Below are 20,942 nucleotides of genomic sequence, written 5' to 3'. Positions count from 1 at the left end.
GAAAGGCTTATAATAACGCATCTCAAACAACAGGACATTTCATATGATTATTGCGGTAATTGTGCCCATATTTTTATTATTGGCACTAGGTTACCTGAGTGTGAAATGTCAAATTCTAAAAAAAGAACAGGTCGAAATGGTAGGGGCCTTTGTCATCAAAGTGGCCTTGCCGTTACTGTTCTTCCAGTTTTTAGCCTCTAAAGATCTGCATGAAATCTGGTATTTTGAATACTTTGCGGTCTATACCTCTGTCACTTTATTACTTTATGGTTTCAGCTTCTGGCTGATGCACCGTCAGTTCCGGAATACCTCTTCACATAGCGCTGTTCTGTCCTTAGGGGCAGCAATGTCCAATACCGGATTGATCGGTACAGCAGTACTCACTTTATTGGTGGGACAGCATGCAATGACCTATACCTCATTGGTGGTCATTATTGAAAGCATGATTCTGATACCGATGGTCTTGATCCTGGCTGCACTCGGTACCCAACATCAAGCCAATCTGGGTAGTCTTGTGAAAAGTACCATTCTCATGCTGTTCAAGAACCCTTTATTTATGGGGGTGATGCTGGGTATGGCCTGTGCGATTTTTGAAATTCGCTTGCCAATTTATCTGGACCAGGTCTTTGCCATGATTGGACAGACTGCCTCACCTTTGGCGCTGTTTGCGATTGGTGGCGGAATCGTGGGCATGAGCCTGAAATATGTGAATCTGCAAAGTTTCTATTTGGTATTTTCCAGCAATATCCTGATGCCGATTCTGATGTATCTGGGTCTTAGTCGACTGACTCAGCTGAGTCAGGAAATGATCTATGCTGGGACTTTGATTGCAGCACTGCCTATGCCAACGATTTTCGGTATGTTAGGACAAGCATACGGCCTTAATGAGCGAACCTTAACCCCTTTATTGATGAGTACTATCGCAGGTTTCGTGGTTGCCAGTGGCCTTATTACTTTGTGGTGGAGTTAAACAAGCTGGCTTATAAATCTATAGCCCATAAAAAAGCTCCTGTTGGAGCTTTTTTATTTTGATCAGACCTGATCAACTTTTTTTGGCAGGTGCTTTTTTCTGTTCAGAAATCATTTTATCCACTGCTGCTAGAGATTCTCTGGCCTTTGGGATATTTTCCTGTGCCAGGGCTGCAAAGATCTTTTTCGCTTCAGGCAGGTTTTGCGGAACAATACTACCGTTGGCAAACATATTCCCAATCGCCATCAGGGCGGGGATATAGCCTTTTTTCGCCAGATCCTGAATACTGCTCAAGCCTTGCTGGATCGGCTTTTCATTCTTGGTTTTAAAGCCGTTGCTGATGTCATATAAGGCTTTGGCATGAATGGCCGGCATATTACCCTTGCTAATCAGAGGCTGTAATTTTTTCAAAGCCTGCTGGTCAGAAGCTGTTGTACCTTCAGCAAATAAAAGTATCGCCAGATCTACCGTCGCTTCATCGAAATTGGCTGCCGATGCACGTTCCAGGTATTGTTTGGCTTTGCCCAAATCCTGCTTAAGGCCTAAAGTACCACCGGTATAATTCTTGCCCAGTACATAGTTGGCCACTGGATAACCTTTGCTGGCGGCCTGCTCATATAGCTGAATAGCCTTTTTTTCGTCCTTGGCAGTGCCTTGGCCAGTTTGCGTTAAATAGCCTAAGTTATAGATAGCCTGTGCATTTCCCTGGCTGGCCAGTTTGCTTAAAGCATCGTAGGCACCCTTGAAATTCTTGGCATTCACCATTTCTTCAATTTTGGCAAATTGAGGGTCAACTGGGGCATTTGAAGTGTTTGCTAGGGCAAATTGGCTGGACACTGCAAGAATTGCAGCAAGTACTAATTTTTTCATTGTTCCGATAACCTTAATTTTTCTAACACCTAATTCCATGGTGCGATTTTTGTCGTTTTCATCTACATCATAAGACGATTTCAGGCTTTGTAAATACTGAATATGTGACTAATTACAAATTATTTGAGAATCATATAGGAGATGAATCAATAAAAGCGTGCTCGGTTTAAGGTGTGTTTTATTCAGTCAATCTTTGTCTATTTAACTGTTTATTCTAATAAAAATAAAAAAAGCCAGAATTGAATTCTGGCTTTTGCATCAAGATAATAGGTCATTATTGTGGACGTGCCACATCACCACTTAAAGCTTTAGGTAATTCCAGAACTTGTACGTCCAGCTCAGCCAATGCTTCAGGTTTGGCAACTACCAAAGCCTGATAACCCTCATCTGTACCAATGCTATTGACCACTTCGACGTCATTGTGCAGCTTGGTCGCAACAGCAGGTGCTTCACCTGTACCTTGAATCAAATGCAACCAGTGTTTTGGCTTGGCTTTGAACCATAAGCGAGCAATCACTTCCTGACCCAAATAACAGCCTTTGTCATAGTGAATACCTTCACGTTGATGAAGACGCAATTCCTGTGGCTGGAACAGGGTCGCAGTAGTTGCTTGAATCCAAGCCTGACCTGAAGCAATAGCTTGCTGTTGCCAAAGGGTAATATCCGTTTCAGTTTCAACAAAATCAGTCTGGATATCATTAATAACTGGATAAACCGGGCCAACCTGTTCCAGTTTCATTTTTGAAAATGCACCAAACTTTTTAATATGGCTGGCCAGTTCTGCTGCCTGATCTTCAGGGCTGACAATTTCAAAGCTTTCCGGATTAATTTTTTTCAACCAGATACCAAACTGGATACGTCCTTTCAAGCTACAGATCGCTGTATAGCGAGTCAGGTTTTCAGCCAGAGTTTCGACATTTAAAGTAACTTGACCCTGAAGGAATTTTTGCGCATCTACTCCATTCAGCGTAAATAAGGTAAAAGCAGGAGATGTTGCCATGATCAGCCTCAGTTTGAATACTAAAAATCAATCAAACTATTGTGCAGCAAGCATTTAATAGAGGCAAACAAAAAAGCCAACAATCGGGATCATTGGCCTTTTCAGGAGTGTCTAATTAGTGATGATGCGACGAGGTTGGCAGAGGTGAATCACAAGGGAATTTGCCTCCACAGACCCGTACCGTTTCCATCATGCCCTGATCTTCATGATCGAGGATATGACAGTGCTGTACAAAATCACCTTCAAATTTCTTGTAATGACTGCGAAGAATAAATTTATAGTTTGCTTTGATAAACAGGGTATCTTTGAATTGTCCTTTCATGCCACGATATTGCACATCATCTGTGTCATTATCATCAGGCGCTAATTCACTCACATCAACTTCTTTAGATTCGCCATTAGGACCAGTGACAGTTTTTAAGATTTTAACAATCTGGAATGGATTAACATGAATATGGAAAGGATGGCCACCAAAAGCTTCGGTCGTCAGTTCCCATTCATCCGTCTGCCCAATTTGTAACTGACGTACATATTCACGATCCGGATCTTTGGCATGTGTCCGACCGACTGATCCTTCGCCATCAAATGCATCTCCAAAACTGAGTAAGTCACCATCTTCTTTATGGCGGAAGCCAAATTTAAGACCATTTGCGAAAGCCAGTTCAAATTTACTGTACTGTTTTGGTCTGGAAGCGACCAGCTTGTCAATTGCAGGAGTCATTAGGGATGGATGATCGGTAAAGGCAGTAAGATCAAGTTTGGATAACTGAGTCTGAATCTCTTTGCTTAAACCAATTTTTTTCGCGCGCTCTTGCAGGAACTGGGCAGGAGTCTGCGCTTTTGTTTTGCTTGCCTGTACATTGACCCATCCCAGTAGTTGGGCATTGAAAGGGTGGTTTGGAGCTAGTTGAGGAGTAATTTGACCCGTTGGGATCGGTGCATTCACTTCATCCTCAATATTTAATTTGGAGTCATAAATACAGTATTTATTGGTGGTTGGGAAGGTAACCATTGCATCATGACGATAACCAGGCTGGAACACAGACAGTGTTCTGCGCTGTACCTGAGTCATGGTCAAACCATCTTGAGCAATCGTATAAACAGGTAAGCTTTTTAAACTCTCATTAAACTCTTTTGGATCTGCTTCCTGATATGCCAGACAGGCTTTAAGGGTGTCTGCGGCGCTAAATTTACTGGAGTTTGGCAGTTCTTTAATAATCAAACCAATGGTGTCGCGTACACCACCATGAATCATGCGCCAGCGATTAAAAGCATTCTGTTCAACTTTAATCTCTCCTAAAACTTTACCATTGATAGACGTATAAAAGTTCTGGCCGGCCCAAGAGCCAGGATTAGCGATATCTGTATAATCTTCAAGTAATCCTAAGCCTTTACCTTCGCAATTGTTGGGAATATCGAATTTTACATCCGGGTCAGGGTTAGAGCATCGATATTGAATTTGCTGGAATAGCAGGATGTTTTCATTTGGATAGCTATTTTTTTCTTTCCATAAAATGTCCATATCGCCTGTTTCAGTGACTTTGCCATTTTTCACTTTTGGTGTTCTTGAGCCTTCTACAATTAATGGGCCTGCCATACCACTCGATACCTGAATAGCTGTTGAGCCATGTAGATGGGCATGATACCAGTAGGTTCCTGCCGGATGATTCGGCTCCATTTTGTACTGATAGTCAAATTTTTCCTGAGGTTTAAATTTCAGGAAAACATTATCACTATTGCCTTGAGGGCTTACCCAAAAGCCATGAGTATGCAGGTTGGTGGTATTAAAGCAATGTGGATCATTCACATTATCCACTTTGTCTGGGCAGGTGGCTTTCTGTTCAGGTGGAAGCTGGTTATTGAGGTTAATTTTCAGGGTTTCACCTTGTTTGACCCGGATCTGCGGACCAATTAAAAGGTCTTCAACAGACTCTCCAGCTTTTTTCTTGTTAAACAAGCTTGCATTAGTGAGATAACCTCTGACGAACAGTTGATCCCAGGTACTATTTCTCGGATTGTAAATCTTGCCGGTTTTATAAGCGACGATCAGTTCATGGGTGCCCTTGGAATTTTTTTGCAATAGGGGCGGATTGCTAATCAAAGTATCGGGTGCTGTTGGAGTAGGTTGTGGATTGTTGGGATTATTGGGAGTGGTAGGTGGGTTAGGGTTGTGGGGAGTTGGCGGTTTAGGATTGGAGGGATTTTTACCTCCATTCCAGCTTGCTGCCAGTACAGCGATCACTGCAGCAACGATACCAAGAATGGCGAGTTGTATCATTGTAATCACCCTTATGTGCTTTTGTGATGAGTGTTGTTGTTGTGAAGTAATTCGAGAGTAGATTTACAAAGTTGAGATACAGACTGTTATCACCAAATTAGGGGGAGGGCGACAGACGGTAAGCTAAAATGACGTGTGTAAAGTATTTTAGATAGGGATGTGTTTTATAAGCTCATGTTTATGAATCATTGTCCTATAAATATTTAACGTATTTCTAAAATTGTAAGAAAGTCTTAAAAAATATATGGAATTGAGAATGTAACTTATTTCGGGGTATGTCTAACCTGAAAAATGATTTTTTCGCCTACACTCATCGAGCCATATCTGCAATGAAATTTACCATTTTCGGTTAAGAGTTATGCTTAACACTGAAATAAAAAAATATAGATTCAGTTTTTTATTAAATGAGCTATTTCTAAAATTAAAAAATTCTAAGCTTTGATTTCATATGAAATTTATCCTTAAACTGATTCCAAGAAATCGATTATTTTTTATGCGGTTATTAATATCTCATACTAAAGAATGAGAGAGATTTAGGTCTATTTTTCAGAAAAAATGCAATTTAGAGTCAAAATTCTAAAGTATGGGTCAGTAATTTTGGTAAAAATACCATTTTTAGTATTTAAGCTTTTGAAAATTATAAGATTTGGGAAATGGACTTTCGACAGCGTACAATGCCTTTATTAAAAAACAAGTCATCAAGATATTTTGATGAATAAAAAGAGTAATGAAAGAGGGCAGGCAAGCTATGAACAATAACTACCGGAAACCGTTGCAAGGTACCCAGCTGGAATATTATGACGTGCGTCAAGCCGTAGAAGATATTCAGCCAGGCGCATATGCCAAACTTCCTTATACATCTAAAGTGCTGGCCGAGCAGCTGGTACGCCGTTGCGACCCTGCGATTTTAGAACAGTCTTTACGCCAGTTGATTGAGCGTAAACAGGAACATGATTTTCCTTGGTATCCGGCGCGTGTAGTGTGTCATGACATCTTAGGGCAAACAGCACTGGTCGATCTTGCCGGTCTGCGTGATGCGATTGCCGATCAAGGCGGTGATCCGTCTAAAGTCAATCCAGTGGTGCCGACCCAGCTGATTGTCGATCACTCGCTGGCAGTAGAATATGGCGGCTTTGACCCAGATGCATTTGAGAAAAACCGTGCGGTAGAAGACCGCCGCAATGAAGACCGTTTCCATTTTATTGAATGGACTAAAACTGCGTTTGAAAATGTCGATGTAATTCCTGCGGGTAACGGCATCATGCACCAGATCAATCTGGAAAAAATGTCACCAGTCATTCAGAACCGTGATGGCGTGGCATTCCCGGATACCTGTGTGGGGACTGACTCGCATACTCCACATACGGATGCGCTAGGCGTGATTTCAGTCGGTGTTGGTGGATTAGAAGCTGAGAACGTGATGCTGGGCCGTGCATCATGGATGCGTTTGCCAGACATTATCGGTGTCGAACTGGTAGGACAGCGTCAGCCGGGCATTACCGCAACGGATATTGTTTTAGCTCTAACCGAATTCCTGCGTAAAGAACGTGTGGTTGGTGCTTATCTGGAATTCTTCGGTGAAGGCGCAGACAGCATGTCAGTCGGTGATCGTGCCACGATTTCCAATATGACCCCGGAATATGGTGCAACTGCAGCCATGTTCTATATTGATCAGAACACCATTGATTATCTGACGCTGACTGGTCGTGAATCTGAACAGGTCAAACTGGTTGAAACCTATGCGAAAGAGATTGGTCTGTGGTCATCAGAAATGACTCAGGCAGAATATCCACGTGTATTGCGTTTTGACCTATCGACTGTCACCCGTAACATCGCTGGTCCATCCAATCCACATGCGCGTGTATCAACATCTGACCTGAAAGAAAAAGGCATTGCGGGTGTGGTAGAAAACCGTACGGATGGTTTAATGCCAGATGGTGCAATCATCATCGCGGCAATTACTTCGTGTACCAATACGTCTAACCCACGTAATACCGTGGCAGCAGGCTTGTTGGCACGTAAGGCTAATGAACTTGGTTTAGTGCGTAAACCGTGGGTGAAATCATCTTTTGCTCCGGGTTCTAAAGCAGCAGCGTTGTATCTGGAAGAAGCAGGCGTACTAAAAGATCTGGAGAAACTGGGCTTTGGTATCGTGGCCTATGCATGTACCACCTGTAACGGCATGTCTGGTGCGCTTGATCCGAAGATTCAGCAGGAAATTATCGACCGTGATCTGTATGCGACAGCAGTCTTGTCGGGTAACCGTAACTTTGATGGCCGTATCCATCCTTATGCGAAGCAGGCATTTTTAGCATCTCCACCGTTAGTGGTCGCATATGCAATTGCCGGTACGATCCGCTTTGACATCGAGAAAGATGCCTTAGGCACAGACAAAGATGGCAATCCGATTTACCTGAAAGACATCTGGCCATCGGATGAAGAAATTGATGCTTTGGTGAAAGAGTCCGTGAAGCCGGAACAGTTCAAGAAAGTGTATATTCCGATGTTCGATCTGGGTGAGCGTGAGCAGGCAGCAAGTCCGCTGTATGACTGGCGTCCGCAAAGTACTTATATCCGCCGTCCGCCATACTGGGAAGGGGCATTGGCTGCACCGCGTACTCTGGCAAATATGCGTCCGTTAGCCATCCTTGGCGATAACATTACTACCGATCATTTATCTCCATCGAATGCGATTGTGTTGGATTCGGCAGCAGGTCAATATCTGGCGAAAATGGGCTTGCCTGAGGAAGACTTTAACTCTTACGCAACGCACCGTGGTGATCACCTGACTGCACAGCGTGCAACCTTGGCGAATCCGAAGCTGTATAACGAAATGGTGGTGCGTTCCGACGGTACCATTAAGCAAGGTTCTAAAGCACGTGTCGAGCCGGAAGGTGAAGTGATGCGTATGTGGGAAGCGATTGAAACCTACATGAACCGTAAGCAGCCGCTCATCATTGTTGCAGGTAAAGATTATGGTCAAGGTTCAAGCCGTGACTGGGCTGCGAAAGGTGTGCGTCTGGCAGGTGTAGAAGCGATTGTGGCTGAAGGCTTTGAACGTATTCACCGTACGAATCTGGTCGGTATGGGTGTACTTCCACTTGAGTTTAAGCCGGGTACAGATCGTAAAACTTTGAAGCTGGATGGTACTGAGCTATATAGCGTGATCGGTAATATTGCGCCACGTTCGACTTTGACTCTGGTGATTGAGCGTGCGACTGAAGAGGGTAAGAAACAGACCATTGAAGTGCCGGTAACTTGCCGTCTGGATACTGAAGAAGAAGTTTCTGTCTATGAAGCGGGTGGAGTATTACAGCGCTTTGCACAGGATTTCTTGGAAGGGAATGTGGCTTAATTTTTCTAGTTACTAGTAAAAATCTCCCCTAACCCGTCTTTTCTAAAGAGGGGAACTCCCTCCTTTTTTAAAGGAGGGTTGGGGTGGATTAAAGTTGTTGAAATTGTTTAGAGAAAAAAATGTCACTTTTAAGAGAGATACAAATTGATGCTATAAACTCAAATGCTAAGATTTCAGATTTATTAAGAAAATGTCAAATATTAGCTTATAGATTGGGTAATGAAGATTTTAAGAATTGGATTAGCTTCGAATTGCAAGGCTATCCACAAGACCCAAAAAATGTACCTGACTATAGAATCTTAAATGTTAATTCAAAAGGCCATTTTGCAGGTGCTTTTGGAAGTGCTTTAAATAATGCAGATATGTTGACTTACAGTTTGCCAGAGCAACTTCAAAAAAGTTTATCAAAAGCATATTTTTTTAGTCCTATTGCAACCCTTGAGAGTTTAACAAATAATGAAAGTGAGGTCTTAACTCAAGATTGGAATCCAGCGATTATTGCTCATTACGGTTCTAAGATGTATGAGGGTTATAATTGTATGCAAGCTTGGAAAGTAATACCTGCTTCAGCTGTAGTAGGAATAATAGATACAGTAAAAACAAAAATCTTAAATTTTGCTTTAGAAATTGAGCTGTTAAATCCGCAAGCAGGTGAAGCTGCATTGAATTCTAATCCGATTCCTCAAGAAAAAGTCACCCAGATTTTTAATTTTAATATTGCTGGTAATGTTCAAAACTTAGCTTCAGGAAATCATCACAGCACTATCCATCAAGAAATTAATAACTCTCAAATTCCTCAAGAGTTTCTAGATTTATTAAGTACTTTGAGAAAATCTGAAATCGAGGAAGAGTTAGTTAGCGATCTAGAACTAAGAATTGAAAAATTAGGAACCTCAATTGGAACACCAGAATATACTTCCCAATATGGTGAGCTAATGAGTTTTCTCTCTAATCATGTCACTATATATACTTTCTTAGCTCCATTTATTCCAATGCTATCAAGCTATTTATCATAGAAAGTGAAAGTGATTAGGCACAGCGACGAAATATCATTAGATCACAAATAAAAATAACACTTAGCTTTAACGACACTATCATTTACAAAAATGGACAATAGACATTCATCACAACAGAGTTATACTGCTTAGACCATTTTCTAAAACAACGGAGAACAAAGATGGTTACAGCTGGCTCAAAACCGGGAACAGGTTTCTATTTTTGTGTTCAATGCGGACATCGCGTCTTCTTAGAAATTGGTACAGACCGACTACCACCGTGTACCAAATGCCTCGGCACCCAATATAACGATAAGGTTGCCTAAGCACACGATATTCAAAACAGAAGATCCTGTTTTAAATAAAAGCCCTATCACCCCATAGGGCTTTTTTGTTAGCGTATAATTTACATTATAAAAATGGCTTAAATCTCAAGGGCAAGCAGCATGGAAACAATCCTCGGTTTATGTATCGGTATCGGCTTGAGTGCAGCCTCTGGTTTCCGTGTTTTTGTGCCTTTGCTGATAATGAGTATTGCCGCATTGATGGGCTGGTTTGAACCGATGACCGGTTTTGAATGGCTGGCCATGCCGGCAGTCTGCCTGGCTTTAGCCATCGCGACCCTCTGTGAAATCGCTGCGTATTATATTCCGTGGGTGGACAATGCCATCGATATGATTGCAACGCCTGCTGCCATACTGGCCGGAACTCTGACCACGATGGCTGCCAGCAGTGGAGAAATGTCCCAGTTTGCAGCTTGGGCCGCAGCGATTATTGTCGGTGGCGGAACAGCAGGGGCCGTGCAACTGAGCAGTGTTGCAGCACGTGGACTATCAACTGCCACTACAGGCGGTGTTGCGAATCCCGTACTCTCAACCGGAGAGTGGATCGGGGCTATTCTGTTATCCATTCTGTCATTGCTTTTGCCAGTGCTAGCTGCCTTGCTGGTTGTAATGCTAGCCATCATGGCAATTCGCTGGATACGTCTAAAAAAGAAAAACAAGCTAGAAAATTCCGCCTTATAAGAATCAGATAAATAAATATTTATCACTCATTCTTAATGAAATATTTGCTTAAAGAAAGGCCCTCATCTTGTTCATTAAATTGCTTGATTTTTATTCAATAAAGACATAATTTTATTATGGGATTATAAAAGGCATAATTTTTGTATGGTTTTATTTGTGGTTGAACTTTATAAAAACAATATTAGGGGAACTATAAATGATTAAATTTATTGTAGATGAACAAGAGTCTGCCCAAGGCGTGCACTATATTCATAACGCAACACGAGGCTGTGAAGACCTGCCAGAATTTGATAACCAGATTCTGATTGGATATTTTGCTAATTATGATCTGGCTTATAAACGCGCAAGAATGAACTGGCCGAGGGAGAAAGTAGAGGGCTGTCATAAGTGCTGTACAGAATGAGATTTATAGACATATTGGTCGTCATTTAAAACCCGCTATACAGTGGGTTTTATCATTTATCCTGTTTGAAAAATGATCAATTTGACCCCATATAAAACTATAGATTTATCATGTTTAGGGCTGCTCAATTGCAACATTATCTTGATCTCAATCATGACTCGGGTGTGGCCAATTATGAGATTGGCAATGAGTTTATTCGGGTTCAATTTAAGAAAACTTCGAAAGTGTATACCTATAGTTATAGCAGTACGGGCTATCAGCATGTGGAAAATATGAAACAGCTGGCCCAGTATGGTGATGGCTTAAATGCCTATATCAATCATCATACCCGTCATCTGTTTGTACGCTAAAAAGTGATCGCTGGAAGTGAGAACTGAAACTTTTAGCTGAAAATATTTAAACCATTTCCCTTTAGATCACAGATACAAATCAGCAGTTCCTGAACATTTGATCAATCTGTTAACTTAAGGATAGATGGCTCTACAGGCAGGGAATCACTATGAATCTCGATTTCTGGTGTCGGTTTTTACTTTATACATTGGCTTTGAATTACAGCATTTTAATGCTCTGGTTTTTGCTGATTGTCTGCACGAGACTGGGTGAAACGATTGCATGGTCAATGGTTTCAGCTCTCAGATCCAACTTTTGATGCCATTCACTATAGCGGCATGGCCATTTATAAAGTCGGGATATTCCTGTTCAATCTGGTTCCGCTAATTACCCTATATTTGATGGGGAAAAGTTAGGAGATAAAACTTTCCAAAGTTCCAGGAATAAATAAAACTGATAGTCGCATCAGCATTACACAGAGCAGTTTAAGGCTTATAATGCTCGAAACAGGATAACAATATGGAAAAGGAGTTCGGATCAATGAATCAGTTTAAACCTGCCTTGATTTTAGGGGCTTTGATCGGCTTGGGAATGATTATCGCCGGATTCATTTTGGGCAATAGTGCGGTCAAGATTAAACAGTATGAGCGGATTGTTTCCGTAAAAGGGCTGTCTGAACGTGAAGTGAAAGCCGATGTCGCCGTCTGGCCGATCCGTTTTAGTGGCGGCAGTCAGGATCTGACCGAACTGTATGACACCATGGAGCTGCAAACCCAGCAAATTCAGGCTTTCTTAAAAGGTGAGGGTTTTAAGGCAGAAGAAATTACCACCGGTTCTCCAGTCACTACAGATAAATATGCCCAGCAATACGGCGGTGATGCCAATGTTGCCTTACGTTATACCGCGCATCAGACCATTACGGTTTATACCCACAATATTGATGCAGTCCGTGCAGCGCAAACCCGTCTGGTCGCTCTGGGTAAAAAGGGCATTGCTTTTGGTGGTGATGATTCCGGGCAAAGAACGGAATATATCTTTACCAAATTGAATGACATCAAACCAGCCATGATTGAAGAAGCCACGCAAAATGCCCGCAGTGTGGCAGAAAAGTTTGCCGCGGATTCTCAAAGCCGTCTCGGGAAAATCAAAACTGCCAATCAAGGTTTGTTTAGCATTGAGGACCGTGACAGCAATACGCCTTATCTAAAGAAAGTTCGTGTGGTTTCTACAGTGGATTATTATCTGGCTGATTAAATGGCTGGAAAGCTGAATAGAGGGGTCTAAAAAATTTAGAGCAGAATGAGGTTTTACATGAAGATAAATTCCAGTAATTCTGCTCTTTCTGCAATAAAAGATCTTTATTTTGAGGTGAAAGGTAAAAAATTCTTCTTCAAATATATTTAAAGAAAAATATTTTCAAAAATCGGGAAAATTAAAAAATCTTAGGAAATTAATTTTGCCGCAGCTTGGCTACTATAGATCTCAAGGGTGTGATGGGATCGAAAAGAGTAGCATGCTGTGAGTGGCGCAAAACGCGAGTGCAGTACGAACCCAAAAGGTCTCGATTCGGCTTAGGACGCTATAGACCAAAAGTTTATAGGCTATAAGATCATTTCTTACAAAGAGTGATAGTTGAAGTAAACCATCAAGATGTTTTCCCAACACCCTCAAAATTTTCTCCTCTCATAAAAACAATCTTCTCCTCCAAACTGTTGAACACCTTCCCTACCCAGTCACTTATATTCTTCCTAAATAGCTGTAAATTCATTTGAGATTCAAATAAATACTATTTTAATCACATATCTAATCTATTTTATTTACAGCCTATAGCTTTCGACTATTTTATGTTTAAATACTACTCTAATGTCGCTGGTTGTTTATAAGTATTTGATATAAATAATTTAAAGTATAATATGTTTAATATTTGCTCACAAATTATATCCTTGAAAAATAAAACAGAATGCTATGATAATTTTGCATATAAGAAAGGGGCACGTCCCATGAAAAAATATGAATTAGAAATCAGTTATCCGCATCAAGAAGAAGACGAAGCAGAGCAGCTAGGCAGCTTATCGGCAGAAGAAATTCTCTCTACTTTCAAGTCCATTAACTGGCAACAGTTACGGGTTTTACAATTACAGATGCAAGCCGCCATTACCACTTTTACCGTAACAGACTCCGATGCTGAACAGTCGATTCAGATCACACTGAATGAACTGGCGCCGTCAGGTCAGCTTGAGTTCAGGCTGGAAAGTGATATTGAAGTCGAAGCTCAACATAAAATTCTGGGACTGTTTAGCCTGAAAAACAAAGACTATGTGTCATTTCGCAATCTGACTATGTCACAGGTTCAGCAATATCTTATGGCATTTTTAAATGAAGATCTCGACAGACTGAAAACCCAGTATCAGTCGGGTCATTCAGTATCTCCCATCAGTGCAGCGTCCAAAGCTTAGTCAGGCACTGATCCTGTAACAGGGCTGGATTGACAGTATTCCCTGACATTGTTATTTTGCGCGTTTTCTCCTGAATGCTTACAGCACATGCCTATTAACGACAACTTTGTCTACGCGCCGCCTCAAGACCCATTGCATATTCTGTATGAAGATGATGATCTGGTTGTCATTGAGAAGCCGGCCGGTTTGTTGTCTGTTCCGGGACGTTTGCCTGAGCATCATGACAGTGCTTATCTACGGGTACTAGAGCGTTATCCGAATGCCAAAATTACCCATCGTCTGGATATGGCCACGTCTGGTATCCTGATGTTTGCCAAACATCGCGATGCTGAAGTGGCGGTCAGCAAAATGTTTCAGGCACGTACAGTCAGCAAACACTATATTGCGCTGGTACAGGGAGAAATTCAGGCCGAGGGCAGTGTCGATGTACCTTTGATTACTGACTGGGAAAATCGCCCTCGGCAAATGGTGCATTTTGAACTGGGTAAAGCTGCCAAAACACTCTATCAACGGCTGGGATATCTGCCTGAGCAAGACATCAGCCGGGTATTACTAACGCCAATTACCGGGCGTTCACATCAGCTCAGAGTCCACATGCTGCATATCGGTCATCCGATTACGGGCGATAAAATCTATCATCCGGAACCAACGCGTAGTCCTCTTAATCGCATGGCTTTGCATGCCAGTGAACTGACTTTTACTCAACCCTTGAGTGGTCATAAAGTTGAAATTCTTGCACCTGCACCATTTTAGTAAAATTTAAGCATTCAAAAAATGAATATGGATTCTGATAAATATTTAAATTTTAGTAAGCTGCAACAGAAATGTCAGAATTTATTTCAGTCATCGGAAAATTATGGAGTTGAATTTAAGCAGTTTTCTAGAAAAATTATGTTCTGAATCATGTCTTATCAAGTAATGATTTTTTGAAATTAAAAAAGTGTACCCGGAAAAATTTCAGGAATCATTTAAGGGACTTTATCACTTTATCTTTAGTTTAACTGTTTGATCTATCTATTTTTATTCAGTTTTTATCAAGATTTGCAGTCTCTCAGGGGTTTGTTCTTATAACATTCGATATAAAAATAAAAACCCCTTTAATTGATTATCACCAACAGATTCATTTTAAGTAAATTGATAGGCATAAAAATATTAAGGTTTTATAGGTGAAAAATCATTTAAAAGATCAATTATATTAAATGTTTATGGTCATTTTTTATCTTTGATTCTCATCATTAAATTATGCAGAATAACTTTAAAACATCATAAATTTTTAATTTTTTAGTGCCTATATATGGTGCAAGGGGTAAGGGACAGGATGATGCTAAGTGGCGTGCTCTTTGTTCTCGCAAGTGTTTTAATCATTGTATTACTATGGGTATTCAATAGCCTGAAATTATCAAGAAACAATATTCAGTCCTTACAGGAAAATCTGGATCATTCACGCAGTAAATTGGCTGATTATGAAACACAAGTTGATGAATTAAATTATGAAATGACCCAGCTACGGATGCAACTGGGAAGTGCCAGAACTGAACTGAATAAATATAAACAATATCAGGATATCTGTGACATCGAACAATACATTATTAACCGCAGCTTGCAGGCCGAAAATTTCGTAGAAGTAACCAAGCTTGATGCTTCCATCATGCTGGATGATCTCAAAGCCTATATCGCTCAGGTCAAAGCGTATTTACAGAATTTACAGACTCAGGCCGAAGCTGATATTGAGCGACAGGCTCGAAAAGCTTTACAGGCTTATTATCAGCAGGCTAAAGAACAACAGCGACTGCAAGAAGTAGTTGAAGCTCTCGAGCATAAGATCAAGGGCTATCAACATGGTTTTGATCTGCCGGTCACGCAGCTTCTGGATCAGCTCATTAGTGGCTACAACGATACTGATGCAGCCCGGCATTTACTGGCTATCAGAACACAGATTGAGCAGGCCAAAGAACAGCAGCAGGTGGCTAGCTGTAACTATGTTGATGAAGACCGTCGCAAGAGCACCATTGCGATTTTGAGTCTGGCATTTAATAGCAGGGCAGAATTGTATTTGTCCCAGTTAAATACTCATAATCTGGGTGAAATGCTGCAATCCTTAAAAGATGATTATCGCCTGATGAACTATAAAGGACAAAGCTTGAGCCAGGCCATGATTCAGGAGTCTTATCTGAACTTACGTCTGGAAGAGCTTAAATTCGCCACCATTTTACTCGAGCTTCGACAGAATCAAGTGTCTGAGCCATCTGCAGTGATCGCTTCCTAACTACAATTAAAAAAGACAGATCAACCGATGAAATTTTTTAATCTGCAGATTGATATGCAGGTATTTTTAATTAGATGAAAATGCAGCTTTTTTTCTCAAATTCTTAAATTTATATTGATAAAATTCAGTTGGTTATTTAGAGAAAGTTAATTTTTTTTCATATTCTGTACTCGATAATTCAAATAAAATAAGTTAAGCTGAATCGAATAATAAAACATCATAATAAGGATATCTCTATGGCACGCGATTATGACAAATTCCCTGACGATGAAAATGGTCATGTACTGTGGCAAATGTATCAGGATGGTGATGATCTGCAGGACGACCATGAAATTGAATTCTCGATAGCCTTTAATAGTGAAGAACAGGCTGACCGCTGTGCATTGCATTTACTCAAAGAAGAACAAAAGATAAGCCTATATCAGGATGAGGAGAGCGATACGCTGGAATGGACAATTACCATTCATGTCTATATGCAACCTACCTATGAAAATATTGTCGATCTGGAACAATGGTTTACCAGAATTGCTGCTGAATTTCAGGGTGAATATGATGGCTGGGGCTGTATGGCCTATGTTTACGATGATGAAGATGACCCGGAAGAAGGTGAAAGCAAACTTCGTAGCAGCTAATCAAAATTTCCTTATTCAAGCCCGGTTAAGCCGGGTTTTTTATGGCCTGCGGTATTGGTCGGGTCAACTGTAGTTTTTTGTTATACATCCTATAAAATGGATAAATAACAATTATATTTAGGCCGTACAGTATATTGGGCAGTCATTTAAATACTGAGGCCGACGAGATCGGGATGATCCGTCCGAATAATAAATAAAAATAATCTTTCAGTAAGAACAAGAAAAAAAGGTAGGCTGAAATGAGTTATACCCTAAAAATGCATCGCGTATTCAGTGCGCCACCGGAACGGGTGTACCGGGCCTTTATTCATCCAGATGCCATTGCAAAATGGCTGGCACCGCATGGCTTTACTGCCAGAGTTGAGCATGCCGAAGTCAAACCGGGAGGCAACTATAAAATCACCTTGACCAATTTTGCCACTGGTACCCAGCATCATTTACATGGCACCTATCATGAAGTCATTCCCAACCAGTTACTGCGCTATACCGATTGCTTTTCTACACCTGAGGTCAAAGGCGAAATTGAAGTCACGCTCATCTTTGAAAAAGTGTCTGTAGGCACCAGTCTGCATATGATTCAGGTGGGTTATCCGGATCTGGTACCACCATCTGCATGTCACTTAAGCTGGCAGGAGTCATTGCAGCTTTTGTCCTGGCTGGTCAATCCACATATTTTAGATGGTTAAGTTCAGTTAATTAAGTCGAGCGGGAGATCCTTTTAAAGCTTGAGCATGAACCCATCCAAAGATGCTATAATTCAACTTTAATTTTTTGTTTTTTCTTTTATTTTTCGTTTTGTTGAGGTTGCTATGGCTTTACCACAATGCCCAAAATGCCAGTCTGAATATACTTATGAAGATGGTGACTTGTTAATCTGCCCAGAATGTGGATATGAGTGGAAAGAAGGGGAAGCAACTGAGGAAACCGTGGTCATCAAGGATGCGCATGGCAATCTGCTGGCTGATGGCGACACAGTTACGGTGATTAAGGATCTTAAAATTAAAGGATCTTCTTCAGTGGTTAAAGTCGGGACTAAAGTCAAAAATATTCGTCTATTGCCCGATGCAACTGATGGACATGATATTGACTGTAAAATTGATGGCATTGGCGCCATGAAGCTCAAATCTGAATATGTGAAAAAAGCCTGATACGTTCTTATACGAATGAGTGCTTTCGGTCTTCGGGTTTGAAGGTTTATGCTTCTTCCTCAAACTCGAAGATCAATCTCTTCTGATTGCCATATCATGCCTGGATCTATGCTTTATGCCTCATCTTCATCTTGAATATTCAGATAATATTCAGCAGCTTGAAACCCGACCTTTAATGTTGGCAATTCACCAGGCCTTATTTAACGCCGGTTATATTAATGACCCGAATGATTTAAAAAGTAGGGCGATTGTACAGCAGGATTTTGTGATTGGACTAGAGCAGGAGACAGATCAGGCTTATGTGCATGCTAAAGTTTCTCTCCTGACTGGTCGTAGTCTGGACATCCGCCAGGCAATTTCCAAGCTGGTACTTCAGGTCATGCAGCAGCACATTGTCTTGCAGCCGGGGTTAAAGATTCAGCTCTGTGTTGAAATTCTGGAAATGGACAAAGAGACTTATACTAAAGCTATTATTTGATTTTTTTTAGATTGAAGTGAGGACTAGGAAATGAAGTTTTCTTAGTTTCTCTCTTTATCTTGAATACATCAGAACTTAATAAAAAATTGAGAAGTATCAAAGCGATTTTGAAATATAAAGAACGATAAATAAAACTAGAGCATGAAAATTTAAATAATCAGTCAAAATTCACCTGATTATTGCAGTTGATCAGAAAATTTTGCCTATAATTAAAAAAATAGTGTAATTTTAGGTATTAGGTCACACTTTTGACCTGATATATGGGGGATGGGTAAAACCAGGACCCATTCACATAATTAAAAATAATGAAAAACAAGAAAGACTGAAAGTAATGAGATGCTTGAAATCTCGGTTTTCAAGTCTGAATAAAACCTTATAGAGAGGTATTCAATGAAAATAATAGGGGAAGAATGTCTGGCTCAGGAAGTCAGGACATTTTTACAAAAATGGGATCAAGCTATTTGTTCACTTGAATTCAGCGAAATTCGTCAACTTTGCTGACCAGATGTCTGTCTGATTGATATTAGCTCCGAACTGAAAGGGATCGAGGCTTATCAGGCTGCATGGCAACAGTACCGCCCATATATGCGCAACAATGGTATGCGCGTTGAACGGAAGGAGGTCACCATTCAGGTCAATAATGACATGGCTTTCGTATATGGTTATGTCCGGATTGCCTATGCGGCGATGGAGCGATATTTTCCTTTACAGTGGTGTCGCTTCAGCATGGTCTTAAGCAAGCAGCAAGATCAGTGGCAATTGCATTATCAGCATATTTCTGTCCCTGTTCAGGAGAAAACTGAAAAACTGCGTCCTGTGAAACTGGCAGGTTAAGGTGCAAGTTTTAAATTTCATTGAAACAAGATCATCATGTCTATTTGTCCATTCTTGAAAAGAAATCGCCATAAAAAAGCCTGAATCATTCAGGCTTTTTTATTTAGGGAAGATTAAAAGCGTTTTGGAATCCGCTGACCATTCGGTACCGGAATTTCCGCATTTTTTAATACGCCAAATAACCAGGTTTCTGCATGTTGTACGGCTGTTTTCAACTGGTCACCCAAGGCTAAACGTCCGGCAATGAAACTCGCCAGTGAACAGCCTGAGCCGTGATATTCACCTTCCAGACGCGGACAGCGGGTTTCGTTGATTAATTCACCCTGAATATATAGGCGGTTCTGGATATAGTCGGGAGTATCTTCGTGGCCGCCTTTGACCAAAATCGCATGAGCACCCATTTCAAACAGTTTCTGCGTGGCTTGATCTAAATCCTGCTCACCTGTTAGGGCACGCAACTCAACAGTATTTGGAGTTAAAATCGTAGCTAGCGGAATCAGTTGTTTAAACGCTTTGACCAGTGTGGCCTGATTGCCGAGTGAGCCACCGCTGTTGGCTACCAGCACCGGATCCAGTACATACTGATAGTCCGGATGCGCAGTTAGAAATTCTGCTAGCACCTCAATATTTACAGTCGTTCCCAGCATGCCTGATTTAACACAGCGGATCGGCAGATCATTTACCACGGCATTGGCCTGAGCCAGCAGTAATTCCTTTGAAGTTGCTTCAAAACCAAAGACCTGTTGTGAGTTCTGGATAGTCAGGGCTGTACAGGCTATTGCAGCATGAGCACCACTTTGACCGATGGCTTCAATATCTGCTTGAAGGCCTGCTCCACCTGAAGGATCTAAACCTGAAAAGCAAAGTACGGTAGGTCGCAAAATGATGTCCTTCATTCACTAAAATTGCCTTAGTATAGGCAAATTTATTCAAACTCTCGATATTAATTTCTATCACTTGCAAGAACGGTCTGTCAGGCAAAATTTCGTATGTTTTATCTGATCAAAATATAGAGTTGATTACCCTGAAAATGGGCATTCTTGGCTTGTTTTTATGGCCTAATAATTGCTTTAGAGTAGAGAAATCTGGCTATACTCACGTTATGAATTGATGTCGGTTGCAAACATAGGGGACAAGGTGTGATTCAGAATATTTTAATTGACTTGGATGGTACATTAACCGATCCAAAAGTGGGGATTACGACTTCTGCCCGCTATGGTCTGGAAAAGGTGGGTCATCCGATCAGTGAAGACACGAATATTGACTGGATTATCGGGCCTCCTCTAAAAGCTTCGTTAGCCAAAATTCTGAATGTAGATGCGGATGATACCCTGGCTGAACAGGCACTAATGGCATATCGTGAGCGTTTTGCAGTGACTGGCTTATATGAAAATCACGTCTTTGAAGGCGTAGCTGAAACTCTGGCGGAACTTAAACGCCGTGGTTATCGCCTGTTTCTCGCAACAGCAAAACCAACCGTTTATGCCAGACAGATTCTGGAACATTTTAATCTGGCCCAGTATTTTACTGAGATTTATGGCAGTGAGCTGAATGGTGACCGGACCAATAAAGGGGAACTGATTCAGTATATCCTGGAACAACAAGGCATACAGGCTGATCAATGCATTATGGTGGGAGACCGTGAGCATGATATTTTTGGTGCCCGCCATAATGGGATTGAATCGATTGCAGTCAAATACGGCTATGGCTCAGAAATTGAATTACAGCAGGCACAGCCCAAGTATACGATTGAGAACTTTAGGCATTTATTAAACTATTTAACCCGAATCGCGGATAAAAAATTGACTTGAAAAATAAGAGGACTAGAGCCATCAGTTGAGTTACCACACAAAACTTAAAACTCTAGTCCCGATGTTTAATAGTACCGAATTATTTTGCGTA

At 41.1% G+C, this 20,942-nt stretch carries 21 protein-coding genes and 1 pseudogene; 18 read left to right on the top strand and 4 right to left on the bottom strand.

Annotation, left to right across the window (positions count from 1 at the left end; all coding sequences use genetic code 11):
- Positions 1-43 precede the first annotated feature (43 nt).
- The gene (locus tag FTV14_RS11885; RefSeq protein ID WP_179993187.1) at positions 44-970 is read left to right on the top strand and encodes an AEC family transporter; all 927 of its coding nucleotides are present in this window, start codon (positions 44-46) and stop codon (positions 968-970) included.
- Between the two features lie 72 nt (positions 971-1,042).
- On the opposite strand, the gene FTV14_RS11880 is transcribed toward FTV14_RS11885, so the two are convergent.
- The 3 genes from FTV14_RS11880 to FTV14_RS11870 all read right to left on the bottom strand — a co-directional run bounded on the left by FTV14_RS11880 (position 1,043) and on the right by FTV14_RS11870 (position 5,118).
- Positions 1,043-1,840, bottom strand: coding sequence for a tetratricopeptide repeat protein (locus FTV14_RS11880; protein ID WP_179993186.1), 798 nt, complete (start codon positions 1,838-1,840; stop codon positions 1,043-1,045).
- A gap of 274 nt (positions 1,841-2,114) precedes the next feature.
- A complete protein-coding gene (locus FTV14_RS11875) occupies positions 2,115-2,840 on the bottom strand; it encodes a folate-binding protein YgfZ (protein ID WP_179993185.1) in 726 nt (241 codons plus the stop codon).
- 115 nt (positions 2,841-2,955) lie between these two features.
- Positions 2,956-5,118, bottom strand: coding sequence for a multicopper oxidase family protein (locus tag FTV14_RS11870; RefSeq protein ID WP_179993184.1), 2,163 nt, complete (start codon positions 5,116-5,118; stop codon positions 2,956-2,958).
- A 748-nt stretch (positions 5,119-5,866) separates the two neighbouring features.
- On the opposite strand from FTV14_RS11870, the gene acnD reads away from it, so the two are divergent.
- From acnD to FTV14_RS11790, 16 genes and pseudogenes are all read left to right on the top strand, one after another.
- Positions 5,867-8,473, top strand: a complete 2,607-nt coding sequence (acnD, locus tag FTV14_RS11865; RefSeq protein WP_159123692.1) for a Fe/S-dependent 2-methylisocitrate dehydratase AcnD — start codon at positions 5,867-5,869, stop codon at positions 8,471-8,473.
- Positions 8,474-8,592: 119 nt separating this feature from the next.
- Positions 8,593-9,489 carry a hypothetical protein gene (locus tag FTV14_RS11860; RefSeq protein WP_179993183.1) on the top strand — a complete coding sequence of 299 codons (897 nt, stop codon included), beginning with the start codon at positions 8,593-8,595 and terminating at the stop codon, positions 9,487-9,489.
- A 107-nt stretch (positions 9,490-9,596) separates the two neighbouring features.
- On the top strand, positions 9,597-9,794 hold the full coding sequence (locus FTV14_RS11855; RefSeq protein ID WP_257229525.1) for a zinc ribbon-containing protein: 198 nt from the start codon (positions 9,597-9,599) through the stop codon (positions 9,792-9,794).
- Between the two features lie 120 nt (positions 9,795-9,914).
- A complete protein-coding gene (locus tag FTV14_RS11850) occupies positions 9,915-10,493 on the top strand; it encodes a DUF4126 domain-containing protein (protein WP_179993181.1) in 579 nt (192 codons plus the stop codon).
- A 196-nt stretch (positions 10,494-10,689) separates the two neighbouring features.
- Complete coding sequence (locus tag FTV14_RS11845; RefSeq protein ID WP_005237115.1) at positions 10,690-10,896, top strand: hypothetical protein; 207 nt, start codon at positions 10,690-10,692, stop codon at positions 10,894-10,896.
- A gap of 128 nt (positions 10,897-11,024) precedes the next feature.
- A complete protein-coding gene (locus tag FTV14_RS11840) occupies positions 11,025-11,246 on the top strand; it encodes a hypothetical protein (RefSeq protein WP_159123700.1) in 222 nt (73 codons plus the stop codon).
- 149 nt (positions 11,247-11,395) lie between these two features.
- Positions 11,396-11,642 (top strand): annotated as a pseudogene (locus FTV14_RS11835) (DUF6868 family protein).
- Positions 11,643-11,766: 124 nt separating this feature from the next.
- On the top strand, positions 11,767-12,480 hold the full coding sequence (locus tag FTV14_RS11830) for an SIMPL domain-containing protein (protein WP_005237113.1): 714 nt from the start codon (positions 11,767-11,769) through the stop codon (positions 12,478-12,480).
- Between the two features lie 746 nt (positions 12,481-13,226).
- Complete coding sequence (locus FTV14_RS11825) at positions 13,227-13,682, top strand: hypothetical protein (protein WP_004785138.1); 456 nt, start codon at positions 13,227-13,229, stop codon at positions 13,680-13,682.
- An 87-nt stretch (positions 13,683-13,769) separates the two neighbouring features.
- Positions 13,770-14,435 carry a pseudouridine synthase gene (locus tag FTV14_RS11820; protein WP_179993180.1) on the top strand — a complete coding sequence of 222 codons (666 nt, stop codon included), beginning with the start codon at positions 13,770-13,772 and terminating at the stop codon, positions 14,433-14,435.
- A gap of 568 nt (positions 14,436-15,003) precedes the next feature.
- Positions 15,004-15,948 carry a DUF4041 domain-containing protein gene (locus FTV14_RS11815; RefSeq protein WP_179993179.1) on the top strand — a complete coding sequence of 315 codons (945 nt, stop codon included), beginning with the start codon at positions 15,004-15,006 and terminating at the stop codon, positions 15,946-15,948.
- A 236-nt stretch (positions 15,949-16,184) separates the two neighbouring features.
- On the top strand, positions 16,185-16,580 hold the full coding sequence (locus FTV14_RS11810) for a ribonuclease E inhibitor RraB (RefSeq protein WP_004785133.1): 396 nt from the start codon (positions 16,185-16,187) through the stop codon (positions 16,578-16,580).
- Between the two features lie 239 nt (positions 16,581-16,819).
- On the top strand, positions 16,820-17,266 hold the full coding sequence (locus tag FTV14_RS11805; protein ID WP_159123695.1) for an SRPBCC domain-containing protein: 447 nt from the start codon (positions 16,820-16,822) through the stop codon (positions 17,264-17,266).
- Positions 17,267-17,389: 123 nt separating this feature from the next.
- Positions 17,390-17,728, top strand: coding sequence for a zinc ribbon domain-containing protein YjdM (locus tag FTV14_RS11800; RefSeq protein ID WP_034705280.1), 339 nt, complete (start codon positions 17,390-17,392; stop codon positions 17,726-17,728).
- A 115-nt stretch (positions 17,729-17,843) separates the two neighbouring features.
- Positions 17,844-18,206, top strand: coding sequence for a 5-carboxymethyl-2-hydroxymuconate Delta-isomerase (locus tag FTV14_RS11795; RefSeq protein ID WP_159123696.1), 363 nt, complete (start codon positions 17,844-17,846; stop codon positions 18,204-18,206).
- A 513-nt stretch (positions 18,207-18,719) separates the two neighbouring features.
- Positions 18,720-19,040: a nuclear transport factor 2 family protein gene (locus tag FTV14_RS11790; protein WP_257219782.1), complete on the top strand. Its 321-nt coding sequence runs from the start codon at positions 18,720-18,722 to the stop codon at positions 19,038-19,040.
- 113 nt (positions 19,041-19,153) lie between these two features.
- Here the strand turns inward: FTV14_RS11790 and FTV14_RS11785 are convergent, their stop codons facing one another.
- Positions 19,154-19,921, bottom strand: coding sequence for a hydroxymethylpyrimidine/phosphomethylpyrimidine kinase (locus FTV14_RS11785; RefSeq protein WP_159123701.1), 768 nt, complete (start codon positions 19,919-19,921; stop codon positions 19,154-19,156).
- 258 nt (positions 19,922-20,179) lie between these two features.
- Here FTV14_RS11785 and FTV14_RS11780 point away from each other — a divergent pair, with 258 nt between their 5' ends.
- Complete coding sequence (locus FTV14_RS11780) at positions 20,180-20,851, top strand: HAD family hydrolase (RefSeq protein WP_159123698.1); 672 nt, start codon at positions 20,180-20,182, stop codon at positions 20,849-20,851.
- The last annotated feature ends 91 nt before the right edge of the window (positions 20,852-20,942 follow it).

Source organism: Acinetobacter sp. YH12236, assembly GCF_013417645.1.
In the GTDB taxonomy this organism is placed as follows: domain Bacteria; phylum Pseudomonadota; class Gammaproteobacteria; order Pseudomonadales; family Moraxellaceae; genus Acinetobacter.
Note: the sequence above shows the minus strand (reverse complement) of the source record. Positions and strands in the feature narration are given on the sequence as shown.